Below are 13,807 nucleotides of genomic sequence, written 5' to 3' on the forward strand. Positions count from 1 at the left end.
TCGGCCGAGTTTCCCCGTCCCGCGCGGCGCCGTTGCGTACGCGTACCCCCGTTCCCCTCGCCCTCCAGGAGGCACCGCGGTGACCCCCCGACCCGCAGGCAAGACGGCAGGCAGCGCGCGGCAGGCGCCGCCGCTGGATCCCGGTGACCGGGCCCGGCTGCTCGCCGGTGAGCACCACGACCCGCACGGCGTGCTCGGCGCCCACCCGGTCAGGGGCGGGGTCGTGGTGCGGGTGCTCCGCCCCTGGGCGAAGGAGGTGGCCGTCGTCCTGCCGAAGGGGCGGCGGGTCGTCCTCGACGACGACGGGGACGGGCTGTTCTCCGGGCTCCTGCCGCTGCTGCGCAAGGTGCCCGCGTACGAGCTCCGGGTGCGCTACGGCGACGATCCGGCCGGCACCGACGCTTCCGACGAGCTCGCCGTCGACGACCCGTACCGCTTCCTGCCCGCGCTCGGCGAGCTCGATCTGCATCTGATCGGCGAGGGCCGCCACGAGGAGCTGTGGACGGCGCTCGGCGCCCGGGTGATGACCCACCAGGGCACGGCCGGCACCCGGTTCACCGTGTGGGCGCCGAACGCGCGCGGGGTGCGGGTCACCGGCGACTGGACGTACTGGGACGGCGGCGCGCTGCCGATGCGCTCGCTCGGCTCCTCGGGCGTGTGGGAGCTGTTCGTGCCGGGGGTCGGCGAGGGCGCGCTGTACAAGTTCGACATCGCCCGGCCGGACGGCTCGCGCACGGTCCGGGCCGACCCGATGGCCCGGCGTACCGAGTGCCCGCCGAACACCGCGTCGGTGGTGACCGACGACCACCATGTGTGGACGGACGCGGAGTGGATGGAGCGGCGGGGGGCGCGCCCGCACCACGAGGCGCCGCTGTCCGTGTACGAGCTGCATCTGCCGTCCTGGCGGCCGGGTCTCTCGTACCGGCAGCTGGCCGAGCAGCTGCCGGAGTACGTACGCGATCTCGGCTTCACCCACGTCGAGTTCATGGCGGTCGCCGAGCATCCCTTCCACGGCTCCTGGGGCTACCAGGTCACCGGCTTCTACGCGCCGACGGCCCGCATGGGCACCCCGGACGACTTCCGGTACCTCGTGGACGCCCTGCACGGGGCGGGGATCGGCGTCCTGATGGACTGGGTGCCGGCGCACTTCCCGCGCGACGACTGGGCGCTGGCGGAGTTCGACGGGCGGCCGCTGTACGAGCACGAGGACCCGCGCCGCTCGGCCCATCCCGACTGGGGGACGCTGGAGTTCGACTACGGGCGCAAGGAGGTGCGCAACTTCCTGGTCGCCAACGCGGTGTACTGGTGCGAGCGCTTCCACATCGACGGGTTGCGGGTCGACGCGGTCGCCTCGATGCTCTATCTGGACTACTCGCGCGAGCACGGCGAGTGGCTGCCGAACGAGTTCGGCGGGCGGGAGAACCTGGACGCGGTGGCGTTCCTCCAGGAGATGAACGCGACCGTGTACAAGCGCTGCCCGGGGGTGGTGACCTTCGCCGAGGAGTCCACCGCCTGGGACGGGGTGACCCGGCCGACGGACCAGGTGGGGCCGGGGGGCTTCGGCGGGCTCGGCTTCGGTCTGAAGTGGAACATGGGCTGGATGCACGACTCCCTCGGCTACGTCGGGAAGGAGCCGGTGCACCGCAAGTACCACCACCACGAGATGACCTTCTCGATGGTGTACGCGTACAGCGAGAACTACATCCTGCCGATCTCGCACGACGAGGTGGTGCACGGGAAGCGGTCGCTGGTGTCGAAGATGCCGGGCGACTGGTGGCAGCAGCGGGCCGACCACCGCGCCTATCTGGGCTTCATGTGGGCCCATCCGGGCAAGCAGCTGCTCTTCATGGGGCAGGAGTTCGCCCAGGGCGCGGAGTGGTCGGTGGACCACGGGCCCGACTGGTGGCTGCTCGATCCGTCGTACGGGGCGGAGGCCGACCACCGGGGCGTGCGGGACCTGGTGCGCGACCTGAACACGGTGTACGCGGCGACGCCCGCGCTGTGGGAGCGGGACGCCTCGCCCGAGGGCTTCCAGTGGGTGGTGGGCGACGCGGCCGAGGACAACGTCTTCGCCTTCCTCCGCTTCGACGCCGAGGGCTCCCCGCTGCTCGCGGTCTCCAACTTCTCCCCGGTGGTGCGGCACGACTACCGGCTCGGGGTGCCGGACGCGTTCGCGGCCTGGGCGGAGGTCCTGAACACGGACGCGGCGCGCTACGGCGGCGGGGACGTGGTGGGCACCGACCCGGTGAAGACCGAGTCGGTGCCGTGGCACGGGCGGTCCGCGAGCCTGCGGACGACGCTGCCGCCGCTGGCGACGGTGTGGCTCAGGCCGGCCTGATCACACCCATCCGCTGGGTGGCCCGGGTGAGCGCCACGTACAGGTCGTTGATGCCGTGCGTGGCGCCGTCCCGGATGCCGTCCGGGTCGACGACGAGGACCGTGTCGAACTCCAGGCCCTTGGCCTGGCGCGGGTCGAGCAGCACGACCGGCCGCGTCAGGTCGGGCTTCGGCCCGTACGAGGCCTCGGGGAGGGCCGCGAGCAGCGCCGGGTGGAGGGCGACCGGGGCGACCACCGCGAGCCTGCCCTCGCCGCGCGGCTCGGCGGCGACGGCGTCGGCGGTCTCCTTGACCGGGTCCTCGACGGTCCGGTCCCAGGGCTCGACGCCGGTGGAGCGGACCGAGCGGGGCGGCTCGAAGGCCGGGTCGGCGGTGCGCCGCGCCTCGGCGGCGACGGCCATGATCTCGGCCGGGGTGCGGTAGTTGACGCCGAGCCTGACGAGCTCCCAGCGGTCCTCGACGTACGGGGCGAGGATCCCCTCCCAGGAGCCGACGCCGGCCGGGTCGCCGGTCTGGGCGGGGTCGCCGACCAGGGTCATGGAGCGGGTGGGGCTGCGGCGCATGAGGAGCCGCCAGGCCATCGCGGAGAGCTCCTGCGCCTCGTCGACGATGATGTGGCCGAAGGCCCAGGTCCGGTCGGCGGCGGCCCGTTCGGCGGCGCTGCGGTGGTCGGCCTCCTCGTGGCGTTCGGCGAAGCGCTCGGCGTCGATGATGTCGTGCGCGGAGAGCACCTCGGAGGCGTCCTTGTCGAACTCCTCCTTGTCCTCGAACTCGTAGGTGCGCGAGGCGAAGGACACGTCGAGGACACCCTGGGCGTACTGGATCTGCTTCTGCCGCTCGGCCTCCTCGGCGGCGCGGGCGGCCGAGTCGTCCTCGCCGAGGAGTTCGGCGGCCTCGTCGAGGAGGGGGACGTCGGCGGGGGTCCAGGGGCCTTCGCCGGTGCGGCGGATGGCGTCGAGGTCCCGCTCGTCGAGGTGGGTGGGTTCGGCGAGGTAGTCGGCGAGGAACTCCTGCGGGGTGAGGTCCGGCCAGAGGGTGTCGAGGGCGCTGTGCACCTCGGGGTTGGCGGCGACGCCCTTGGCGAGCAGGGCGCGGTCGTCGGGGCCGAGGAAGTTCGGGCCGCCGTAGGGGTCGGCGCCGATGCGGTCGGCGAGCTGTTCGGCGAGGGCGTCGAGGATGTGGAAGACGAAGTAGGGGCGGGCGAGGTTGTGCGGGAGGAAGGTCTCGCGGGCCTTGTGGCGGGCTTCGAGGGCCATGTCCCAGTCGATGACGAGGTCGCCGTCCTCGTGCGGGACGGTCAGCGGCTCGCCGCGCCCGGGGACCTGCTGGCGGTCGCGGACGGCGGCGGCGAGGGCCTCGGCCATGGCGGCGGAGCCCTTGACGGCGGCGGCCTCGGGGGTGTCGGTGCCGGTGGCGCGGACGCCGGGGAAGAGCTCGGCGGGGGTGGCGAGCAGGACGCCGGTCTCGCCGAGGGAGGGCAGCACGTTGCCGATGTAGCCGAGGAAGGCGGGGTTGGGGCCGACGATGAGCACGGCGCGCTTGGCGAGCTGCTCGCGGTGGGCGTAGAGCAGGTAGGCGGCGCGGTGCAGGGCGACGGCGGTCTTGCCGGTGCCGGGGCCGCCCTCGACGACGAGGACCCCCCGGTGCGGGGAGCGGATGATGGCGTCCTGCTCGGCCTGGATGGTCTGCACGATGTCGTGCATGCGGCCGGTGCGGGCGGCGTCGAGGGCGGCGAGCAGCACCTCGTCGGCGTCCCGGCTCTCGTGCCCGGTGCGGGTGGCGTCGGCGAGGTCGAGCACCTCGTCGTGGAGGGAGACGACCTCGCGGCCCTGGGTGGTGATGTGCCGGCGGCGGCTGAGGCCCATGGGCTCGTAGCCGGTGGCGAGGTAGAAGGGGCGGGCGATCTCGGCGCGCCAGTCGACGACGAGCGGGGTGCGGTTCGGGTCGTCCTCGCGGATGCCGATGCGGCCGATGTGGTGGTCGCGCCCGTCCTGGAAGACGAGCCGCCCGAAGCAGAGCCCGGTCTCGCCCGCGTTGAAGGCGGCGAGCAGTCCGGACTGTTCGGCGACGAGCACGTCACGTTCCAGCCGGGCCTGGGCGCTGCCCTCACCGGAGGTGGAGAGCGCCCGCGCGACCCCGGCTTCGGCCTGGTCCCTCAGGTCGTCGAGTCGTGCGTAGAGCTCGGTGATGAATCGCTGCTCTTTCCGAAATTCCTCGGTTGACAATTCGACTCCCGGCGCGATACAGTGCGTGTATTGAACTTCTCCGCGTCTTTTTCATGTCCAGACACGGAATCTCTTAATATACGCGGCGTACGACCCCGGCTGTCAATTCTAGTCCGGGGCTTTTTTGTGCCCGCAGGCCCGCAGATCGGCCCGCGCATAATCCCTCGCGTCCTGCCGCCGCCCCCTGTTAACGTCTGCCGCATGAAGCGCGCTGCCATCCTCACGACGACGCCGGAGAGTGTCCCGGCGCGCTGACAGCTGTCTTTGTCCGAAGCCCCGGGGCGAGTGCCCCGGGGCTTCGCCGTGTGCGCCGGGGGCTCGCTCCCCCTCGCACCAGGAGTGCCCCCATGAACCAGGAAATCGCCGACCACCGCAGGCTGGGCCGCGAGCTGGAGCTGTTCGACACCGATCCGCTGATCGGAGCCGGGCTGCCGTACTGGCTGCCGGACGGTGCCGCCGTACGGCACGCCCTGGAGGAGTACGTGCGCGAGGCCGAGCGGCGGGCCGGATACCGGCACGTGTACTCGCCCGTGCTCGGCAAACGGGAGCTGTACGAGATCTCCGGGCACTGGTCCCACTACAGCGAGGACATGTTCCCGCCCATGGAGGTGGGCGGCGAGGAGTTCGTGCTGCGGCCCAGCCTCTGCCCGCACCACGCCGTGATGTTCCGCTCCCGCGCCCACAGCTACCGGGAACTGCCGCTGCGGATGGCCGAGTTGGGCGGCATGTTCCGCTCCGAGCTGTCGGGGGTGCTCGGCGGGCTCACCCGGGTGCGGGCCATCCAGCTCAACGACGCCCATATCTTCTGCACCCTCGACCAGGTCGCCGAGGAGGCCGCCGCCGCCCTGGAGCTGATCCGGCGGGCGCACGCGGCCATGGGGATCGTGCCGGTACGCCACCGGCTCTCGCTGCCGGGCCCCGGCGGAAAGTACGTCGCGGCACCGGAGAAGTGGGAGCGGTCGATCGCGCTGCTGCGGGAGGTGCTCGACGCCTCCGGGCTCGACTACGAGGAGGCCGAGGGCGAGGCCGCGTTCTACGGGCCCAAGATCGACGTGCAGGTCGCCGACCCGGCCGGCCGCGAGTCGACCCTCTCCACCGTGCAGATCGACTTCCACCAGCCCGAGCGCTTCGACCTGAAGTACATCGGCCCCGACGGCGCCAAGCACCGCCCGGTGATGATCCACCGCAGCGTCGTCGGCAGCGTGGAGCGGGCCGTCGCCCACCTCGTCGAGCACCACGCGGGCGCCTTCCCCGGCTGGCTCGCCCCGGTCCAGCTCGCCGTCCTGCCGGTCTCCGACGCCGAGTCCGGGGCCGCCGCCCGGCTCGTCGAGCGCTGCGCCGCGCTCGGCCTGCGCGCCGAGGCGGCCGGCCCCGGGGACGGCACCCTGGGCGCCCGGATCCGCGCGGCCCGGCTCGTCCCGTACCAGGTCGTCATCGGCGCCAGGGAGGCCGCCGCCGGGCAGCTCTCCGTACGACTCCGGGACGGGCGGCGGCTCGACCCCCTGCCGGAGGGCGAACTGCTCGACAGGATCGCTGGGTTGGTGGCCGCGCACTCCACCGAGCTGTGGGACTGAGGCAGAATCGGCGGCTCGGACGAGAGCGACGGAACGGGGAACATGAGCATGCGTGTGGTGTTGTCGGCGTACGACTCGCGCGGGGGCGTCGAGCCGCTGGTCGGGCTCGCGGTGCGGCTGCGGGGGCTCGGCGCGGAGGTGCTGGTGTGCGCCCCGCCCGACGAGGAGTTCGCGCGGCGGCTCGCCGGGGTGGGCGTCGAGATGGTGCCCACCGGGGCGTCGGTACGGGACCTGGTGAGCGGCAGGGTCCCGCCGTCGCCGGGCGGGGTGCCGCGCCGCGCCGCCGAGCTGGTCGCCGCGTTCCACGAGAACGTGTCCGCCGTGGCGGAGGGCTGCGACGTGCTGCTCGCGACCGGGCTCGTGCCCGCCGTGGCCGGGGTGCGGTCGGTCGCCGAACTCCGGGGCATCCCCTACGTGTACGCCAGCTACCAGCCGGTCAGCCTGCCGTCGCCGCACCACCCGCCGATCCCCCGGCCCGGCCGCCCGCTGCCGCCGGACGTCACCGACAACGGCGTGCTGTGGGAGCGGGACGCCCGGGACGCGCAGGAGGTGTTCGGCGAGGCGGTCAACGGGCACCGGGTGTCGGTCGGGCTGCCGCCCGTGGACGACCTCCGCGACCATGTCTTCACCGACCGGCCGTGGCTGGCCTCGGACCCGGTCCTGGCCCCGTGGCAGCGGCCCGCCGAGCTCGGAGTCGTGCAGACCGGGGCGTGGGTCCTGCCGGACGAACGCCCGCTCCCCGCCGATCTGTTGGCCTTCCTGGATGCCGGCGAGCCGCCCGTGTACGTGGGCTTCGGCAGCGTGCCCGTACGCGATCCTCAGGAGGTCGCCCGGGCGGCCGTCGAGGCGGTACGGGCACGGGGCCGCCGGGTGCTGCTCTCGCGCGGCTGGGCCGAGCTCGCCGCGGCGGACGCCGGGGACGACTGCTTCGTCGTCGGCGAGTCCAACCACCAGGCGCTGTTCCGCCGGGTGGCGGCCGTGGTGCACCACGGCGGCGCGGGCACCACGACGACCGCCACCTGGGCGGGCGCGCCGCAGGTGATCGTGGCGCAGGGCGGGGACCAGCCGTACTTCGCCGAGCGGGTCGCGGGCCTGGGCATCGGCGCGGCGCACGACGGCCCGGTCCCGGCCTTCGCGTCGCTGTCCGCCGCGCTGGGGACGGCGCTGGCCCCGGAGACCCGCGAGCGGGCCGCCGCGGTGGCCCGGGACTTCCGCACAGACGGGGCGGCGACGGCGGCGCGGATGCTGCTCGACCTCGCGGGGCGGTAGCCGGTAGGGGCGGCGCACGGCGCCGCCCCCCCTCTCGTCACGCGCGGGACGGCTCCAGGACGTCGGCCAGCTCCTCCAGGAGCCGGCGCTTGGGGCGGGCGCCGACCATCGACTTCACGGGCTCGCCCCGGTCGAAGACCATCAGGGTCGGGGTCGCCAGCACCCCGTACTTCACGGTGGTCAGCGGGTTGTGGTCCACGTCGATCTCGACGATCCGCAGCCGCTCGCCCTCCTCCGCCGCGAGGGCGCCGAGCACCGGCTTCAGCTGCCGGCACGGCCCGCACCACCGCGCGGTGAACTTCACCAGGACCGGCACCCCGGCACCCAGGACCTCGGTGTCGAAGTCCGCGTCCGTGACCTCCGCCACGCCTTCCGCGTACGTCATTCCGTCGCTCCTCCCAGTTCGCATCGTGGTTCCGGGCCGCCCGGCAACTCCGCCTCGGCCCGCAGCAGTTGCGCGCCGACCTGGGCGCGCACCTCCTTCAGCTGATCGATGAGCCCGTCGAGCTCGGCCAGCTTGCGCCGGTAGACGGCGAGCGACGCGGGGCACGCGTCGCCCGCCGGGTGCCCGGCCCGCAGACAGTCCACGAACGGCCGGGTCTCCTCCAGGTCGAACCCGAAGTCCTGAAGGGTCCGGATCTGCTGGAGCAGCCGCAGGTCGTCCTCGTCGTAGGAGCGGTAGCCGTTGTCCGTGCGCCGTGCGCTCAGGAGACCCCGGGACTCGTAGTAGCGCAGAGTCCGCGTGGTCGTGCCCGCCCGCTCGGCCAGCTCGCCGATTCGCATGTCCACGAACGTAAGCCTTGACGCCGACGTCAAGGCAAGCGGGAAGCCGCGTCAGGCTCCCGGCGGCAGCAGCGGCTTCCGCTCGACCGGGGAGGACAGGACGATCGACGTCGTCGTGCGGCCCAGCGCGGAGACCTGCTCCAGGACGTCCTCCAGGTGCACGGTGTCGGTCACGGCGACCTTGAGGATCCAGCAGTCCTCGCCGACCACGTGGTGCGCCTCGCGGATCTCGGGCCGGGCCAGGAGCTCCAGGGTGCGGGGGTGCTTGAGGGTGTAGCCGCCGTGCGGGTTCACCCGGATGAAGGCCTGGATGCCGTAGCCGAGGAGGGCGGGCGCGATCTGGGCCCCGTAGCCGGTGATCGCCCCACAGGACTCCAGGCGGCGGACCCGCTCGGTGACGGCGGCGGGGCTGAGCCGGACCCGGCGGCCGAGCTCGCTGAGCTTGATCCGGCCGTCGCTCTGGAGCAGGTCCAGGATCTGCCGGTCGATGGGGTCGTAGGCGCCCGCCGTCGTTTCGACGGTGGCGGCGCGCAACTGCCGAGGTTCCTTCGGTGCGGCGGCCTGGACTCCCATGTTTCCCCCTTCAGTTGGCGAGCGCACAACGTAACACTTGAGCCATGGACATTCTGATCATCGGCGGGAACCGCTATTTCGGAAAGCGGCTGATAAAGCGCCTGCTGGGCGCGGGACATCGGGTGACGGTGCTCAATCGCGGTTCTTCCGCGGCTCCGGAGGGGACCGTTCAGCTGGTCGCCGACCGGAACGACGAGGCCGCGCTGGAAAAGGCCCTCGGCGGGCGGCGGTTCGACGTCGTCGTGGACCAGGTCTGCTACACACCGCGCCAGGCGGAGATCGCCCGGCGGGTGTTCGCGGGGCGCACCGGGCGCTATGTGATGACCTCGACGGTGGAGGTGTACGGGTACGAGGACTCCGCCGTCCCGGTCGCCGAGGACGCCCTCGACCTGGGCGCGGTGGTGGTCGACCTCGCACTGCCCTGGGAGGACCCGGAGTTCCTCGACGCGCACTACGGGGAGGGGAAGCGGCAGGCCGAGGCGGTGTTCGCGGGCGGCGCGGAGTTCGCGTGGGCCTCGGTGCGGGTGGCGCACGTGCTGGGCGGCGCCGACGACTTCACCGGGCGGCTCGACCACTACGCGCGCCGGATCCGGGCGGGCGAGCCGATCGCCGTGCCGGCCGTGAACCGGCCCGCGACCTATGTGTACGTGGAGGAGATCGCCGATTTCCTCGCCTGGGCGGCCGGGGCGGAATTCACAGGCCCCGTGAACGCGCACGCGCACGGTCCGCTGACCACGGCCGAGATCTGCGCCGCGATCGAATCGCGGGTGGGCGGCAGGACCGTGTTCCAGGAGGTCGAGGTCGGGGAGTTCTCCCCGTTCTCCTTCGACCGTTCCTATGGAATGGACAATTCCCGCGCGGAGGGGCTCGGATACCGCTTCTCGCATTCCTCGGAGTGGCTCGCGCGGGCCGTCGCCGAGACCGTGTCCGGGCCGGCGGGCGCGTGATGAGGTTCCGTACCCTCGGCGATCTGACCGTCGGCGCCGTCGGGCTCGGCGCGATGCCCCTGTCCATCGAGGGGCACCCGGACGAGGCCCGCGCGCTGGCCACCGTGCACGCGGCGCTGGACGCGGGGGTGACCCTGCTCGACACGGCCGACTCGTACCACCCGCCGGGCGGGGAGCCCGGCGCGGGCGAGCGTCTGGTGGCCCGCGCGCTCGCCGCGTACGGGGGCGGCCGGGACGGGGTGCTGGTGGCCACCAAGGGCGGCCGGGGCCGGAGCGCCGACGGCGGCTGGACGGTCGACGGGCGGCCGGAGCATCTGCGGCGCGCGGCCGAGGCCTCGGCGCGGCGGCTCGGCACCACCCCGCTCGGCCTGTACCAGCTCCACAAGCCGGACCCGGCCGTCCCGTACGCCGAATCACTGGGCGCGCTCAGGGAGTTGCTGGACGCGGGCACGATCCGGCTCGCGGGGATCTCCAACGTGGACAGCGGGCAGATCCTGCTGGCCCGGGAGATCCTGGGCGAGCGCCTGGTGTCGGTGCAGAACCGCTACTCCCCGGCCGTCCGGGACGCCGAGGCCGAGCTGCGGCTCTGCGCGGAGCTGGGCCTGGCCTTCCTGCCCTGGAGCCCGCTGGGCGGGATCTCGCGCAGCTCGCTGGACGGCTCCTCCGCGCAGGAGGAGGACCCGGAGTTCGGGGCCTTCCACCGGGTGGCGCGGGCCCGGGGGGTGAGCCCGCAGCGGGTGGCGCTCGCCTGGCTGCTCGCCCGGCCGGGCAACGTCCTCCCGATCCCGGGCGCCAGCCGCCCGGAGTCGGCGCGGGACTCGGCACTGGCCGCCGAACTAGATCTCACGGAGGCGGAGTTGGCCGAGCTGGGGGTTTGAGAGGCGAAGGCGTCGGACCCATTGACGGGGCCGGTGCCTTCACCTACAAAAGCATCCTGAGAGCGCTCTCACCACCCCGCAGGCCCCCACGCCCCCACCGGAGGTGCTCCCTTGAGCCGCGCCCGACGCACCCCTCTGCTCGCCTCGCTCCTCGCCGCCGCCCTCGCCGGCGGCGCCCTGCTCGGCCTCGGCGGCGCCGGTACGGCCAGCGGCGCCGTACCGCCCGCGCCCGGCTGGACGCTCCAGTGGAGCGACGACTTCGAAGGACCGGACCGCGCGCTGCCCGACGCGGGCCGCTGGCAGATCGACACCGGGCACAACTACCCGGGAGGCCCCGCGAATTGGGGCACGGGCGAGATCCAGGAGTACACCGCGAACCCCGACAACGTGCGGCTCGACGGCACCGGCAACCTGCGCATCACCCCGCTCAGGGACGGGGCCGGCACCTGGACCTCGGGCCGGATCGAGACCAGGCGGGCCGACTTCAAGGCCCCGGCCGGCGGCACCCTGCGCATCGAGGGCCGCGTTCAGATGCCGAACGTGACCGGCGACGCGGCCCTCGGCTACTGGCCGGCCTTCTGGGCGCTCGGCGCCCCGTACCGGGGGAACTACTGGAACTGGCCCGCCATCGGCGAGTTCGACGTCATGGAGAACGTCAACGGGCTGGACTCCGTGTGGGGCGTGCTGCACTGCGGGGTGAACCCGGGCGGCCCCTGCGGCGAGACGACCGGGATCGGCGCGAGCCGTGCCTGCCCCGGCTCGACCTGCCAGTCCGGCTTCCACACGTACCGCTTCGAGTGGGACCGCTCGGTCACACCGAACGAGCTGCGCTGGTATGTGGACGGGCAGCTCTTCCACCGCGTGGACGAGACCCGGGTCGGCGCCACCGCCTGGGCCGACATGACCGGCCACGCGGGCTACTTCGTCCTGCTCAACCTGGCGGTCGGCGGGGCGTTCCCGGACGCGCTGGCGGGGCGGACCCCGACGGCGGCGACCGTGCCGGGACGCCCGATGCTGGTCGACTACGTGGCGGTGTGGACCAAGGGCGGCGGCTCGGCCACCACGGCGCCGCCGACGACGCCCCCGCCGACCACTCCGCCCACCACTCCGCCGCCCACGGGCTCCTCGACGCTGTATCTGCGCGGCGACGGCGGGGCCGGGGACGCGCAGGGCTCGGCCGGGACGGTCACCCTCGCCTCGGCGGGCGGGGCCAACCACGACGGGACGCCGACCGACCCTCGGGTCTTCGTCTCGGGCCCGGTCACCCGGGCGTACGACGGCGGCGCGACCCGCTTCGACCTCTTCGTGGACGCGGGCGGCACGGTCGCCAACGGGCAGCAGGTGCGGGTGAGTTACGACCGCACCGGCGACGGGAGCTGGGAGCGGGTGGAGACGTACCGCTACTTCGCCACCGACCCCGTGCCCGGCGACGAGCACTACACGGAGTCGGCCGGGCTCCAGTCGGCCACCGGGACCCTGGGCGACCTGGTGAACGGGCGGATCAGGGTCGAGGTGTGGAACGCGATCGGCAACGGGACCAGCACCCTGGGCACCGGGAACCGGTCGGTGGTCCGCATCCCCTTCGGCTGACACCCGCGCACGGAACGCCCGCGCGCGGATCGACCCCGGCCTGAGGTCCGGCCGGGGTCGATCCGCTTCCGGTGCCCGGATCCGGCTCAAGGCCCGGGATCCGGAGCTCAGACGCCCGCGCGGGCGCGCTCCTCGCCCTCGTGGGAGGGCTGGTCCGGCACGGCCGCGGGGCCGTGGCCGTCGTCGACCAGGGTGGTCTCGTCGAAGGGGACGTTCCCGGCCAGCACCTCCGTGACGCGCGCCTTGTCGATCTCCTTGGTCCAGGTGCCGACGAGGACGGTGGCCACGGCGTTGCCCGCGAAGTTGGTGAGGGCGCGGGCCTCGCTCATGAAGCGGTCGATGCCGACGATCAGGCCGACGCCGTCGACCAGGTCGGGGCGGTGCGACTGGAGGCCGCCGGCGAGGGTCGCGAGACCGGCGCCTGTGACGCCCGCCGCGCCCTTCGAGGCGATGATCATGAAGACGAGGAGGGAGATCTGCTCGCCCACCGAGAGCGGGTTGCCCATCGCCTCGGCGACGAAGAGCGAGGACATCGTCAGATAGATCGCCGTGCCGTCGAGGTTGAAGGAGTAGCCGGTCGGGACGGTGATGCCGACCACCGGCTTGCTGACGCCCAGGTGCTCCATCTTCGCGATGAGCCGCGGCAGCGCGGACTCGGAGGAGGAGGTGGAGAGGATCAGCAGGAACTCGCGGCCCAGGTACTTGAGCAGCGACAGGATGTTCACCCCGGCGACGAGCCGCAGCAGCGTGCCGAGCACCACGAAGACGAAGAGCGCGCAGGTCACATAGAAGCCGATCATGATGACGGCGAGCGACTTCAGCGCGTCCATGCCGGTCGCGCCGACCACGGCCGCGATGGCGCCGAAGGCGCCGACCGGGGCGGCCCACATGATCATCGCGAGGATCCGGAAGACCAGCCGCTGGATGTGCCCGATGCCGCGCAGCACCGGCTCGCCCGCCGAGCCCATCGCCTGCAGCGCGAAGCCCGCGAGCAGGGCGACCAGCAGGGTCTGGAGCACCTCGCCCTCGGTGAAGGCGGAGACCATGGTGGTGGGGATGATCCCGAGCAGGAAGTCGGCGGTGCCCTCGCCCCCGCCCGCGGCCTGCTTGGCGCCGGCCTCGGCGAGGTCCTTGGTGAGGTGCAGACCGGAGCCGGGCTCCAGGAAGTTGCCGACGACCAGGCCGATGGCGAGGGCGACGGTCGACATCACCAGGAAGTAGCCGAGGGCGAGACCGCCGACGGCGCCGACCTTGGCGGCCTTGCGGACCGAACCGACGCCGAGCACGATCGTGCAGAAGATGATCGGCGAGATCATCATCTTGATCAGGCTCACGAAGCCCGTGCCGAGCGGCTTGAGCTCGACGGCGACGCCGGGCGCCAGGAAGCCGACGGCGATGCCGAGCAGCACGGCTCCGATGACGGCCAGGTAGAGATAGTGGGTGCGGTCCCGTCGTGCGGCCACGGGCTCCTCCTCGTACGCAGGGATCGTCCACGTCCCGGTGGACCCCGCGACTATCCACCAGCCGTGTGACCGGGGTCACGCTTGCGTACGTTTCGTTCACGACCGAAACGTCCATAAAGGAACCCGGGCCTCCCCGCCCCGCACGTCTCGGTCGCGGCACGATTCGTA

11 protein-coding genes are annotated in these 13,807 nt (G+C 73.1%); 6 read left to right on the top strand and 5 right to left on the bottom strand.

Annotation, left to right across the window (positions count from 1 at the left end; translation table 11 throughout):
• The first annotated feature begins 79 nt into the window (after positions 1–79).
• Positions 80–2,338: a 1,4-alpha-glucan branching enzyme gene (glgB, locus tag ABTZ54_RS23055; protein WP_351666208.1), complete on the top strand. Its 2,259-nt coding sequence runs from the start codon at positions 80–82 to the stop codon at positions 2,336–2,338.
• On the opposite strand, the gene ABTZ54_RS23060 is transcribed toward glgB, so the two are convergent.
• Positions 2,325–4,562, bottom strand: a complete 2,238-nt coding sequence (locus ABTZ54_RS23060) for a HelD family protein (protein ID WP_351666210.1) — start codon at positions 4,560–4,562, stop codon at positions 2,325–2,327. The two genes, glgB and ABTZ54_RS23060, sit on opposite strands and share 14 nt — an antisense overlap.
• A gap of 359 nt (positions 4,563–4,921) precedes the next feature.
• On the opposite strand from ABTZ54_RS23060, the gene thrS reads away from it, so the two are divergent.
• Both thrS and ABTZ54_RS23070 read left to right on the top strand, forming a co-directional pair.
• A complete protein-coding gene (gene thrS, locus ABTZ54_RS23065; RefSeq protein WP_351666523.1) occupies positions 4,922–6,136 on the top strand; it encodes a threonine--tRNA ligase in 1,215 nt (404 codons plus the stop codon).
• A 48-nt stretch (positions 6,137–6,184) separates the two neighbouring features.
• Entirely contained in the window at positions 6,185–7,405 is a 1,221-nt protein-coding gene (locus ABTZ54_RS23070) for a glycosyltransferase (protein ID WP_351666525.1), read from the top strand.
• A 37-nt stretch (positions 7,406–7,442) separates the two neighbouring features.
• On the opposite strand, the gene ABTZ54_RS23075 is transcribed toward ABTZ54_RS23070, so the two are convergent.
• From ABTZ54_RS23075 to ABTZ54_RS23085, 3 genes are read right to left on the bottom strand one after another with little or no spacing between them, the layout of a single operon-like run.
• Complete coding sequence (locus tag ABTZ54_RS23075; RefSeq protein ID WP_351666212.1) at positions 7,443–7,790, bottom strand: thioredoxin family protein; 348 nt, start codon at positions 7,788–7,790, stop codon at positions 7,443–7,445.
• Complete coding sequence (locus ABTZ54_RS23080) at positions 7,787–8,188, bottom strand: MerR family transcriptional regulator (RefSeq protein WP_351666527.1); 402 nt, start codon at positions 8,186–8,188, stop codon at positions 7,787–7,789. The genes ABTZ54_RS23075 and ABTZ54_RS23080 overlap by 4 nt, the downstream gene beginning before the upstream one ends.
• Positions 8,189–8,239: 51 nt before the next feature.
• Positions 8,240–8,761, bottom strand: coding sequence for an Lrp/AsnC family transcriptional regulator (locus ABTZ54_RS23085; protein WP_351666214.1), 522 nt, complete (start codon positions 8,759–8,761; stop codon positions 8,240–8,242).
• A gap of 44 nt (positions 8,762–8,805) precedes the next feature.
• Between ABTZ54_RS23085 and ABTZ54_RS23090 the strand changes: the two genes are divergently transcribed.
• The 3 genes from ABTZ54_RS23090 to ABTZ54_RS23100 all read left to right on the top strand — a co-directional run bounded on the left by ABTZ54_RS23090 (position 8,806) and on the right by ABTZ54_RS23100 (position 12,176).
• Positions 8,806–9,708 carry an NAD-dependent epimerase/dehydratase family protein gene (locus ABTZ54_RS23090; protein WP_351666216.1) on the top strand — a complete coding sequence of 301 codons (903 nt, stop codon included), beginning with the start codon at positions 8,806–8,808 and terminating at the stop codon, positions 9,706–9,708.
• The gene (locus ABTZ54_RS23095; RefSeq protein ID WP_351666217.1) at positions 9,708–10,586 is read left to right on the top strand and encodes an aldo/keto reductase; all 879 of its coding nucleotides are present in this window, start codon (positions 9,708–9,710) and stop codon (positions 10,584–10,586) included. Before ABTZ54_RS23090 ends, ABTZ54_RS23095 begins: the two co-directional genes overlap by 1 nt.
• A 111-nt stretch (positions 10,587–10,697) precedes the next feature.
• On the top strand, positions 10,698–12,176 hold the full coding sequence (locus ABTZ54_RS23100; protein WP_351666218.1) for a glycoside hydrolase family 16 protein: 1,479 nt from the start codon (positions 10,698–10,700) through the stop codon (positions 12,174–12,176).
• A gap of 107 nt (positions 12,177–12,283) precedes the next feature.
• Here the strand turns inward: ABTZ54_RS23100 and ABTZ54_RS23105 are convergent, their stop codons facing one another.
• On the bottom strand, positions 12,284–13,639 hold the full coding sequence (locus tag ABTZ54_RS23105; RefSeq protein ID WP_351666219.1) for a cation:dicarboxylate symporter family transporter: 1,356 nt from the start codon (positions 13,637–13,639) through the stop codon (positions 12,284–12,286).
• Positions 13,640–13,807: the final 168 nt, after the last annotated feature.

Origin of the sequence: Streptomyces sp. NPDC094032, assembly GCF_040303965.1 — a bacterium.
Taxonomy (GTDB): Bacteria; Actinomycetota; Actinomycetes; order Streptomycetales; family Streptomycetaceae; genus Streptomyces.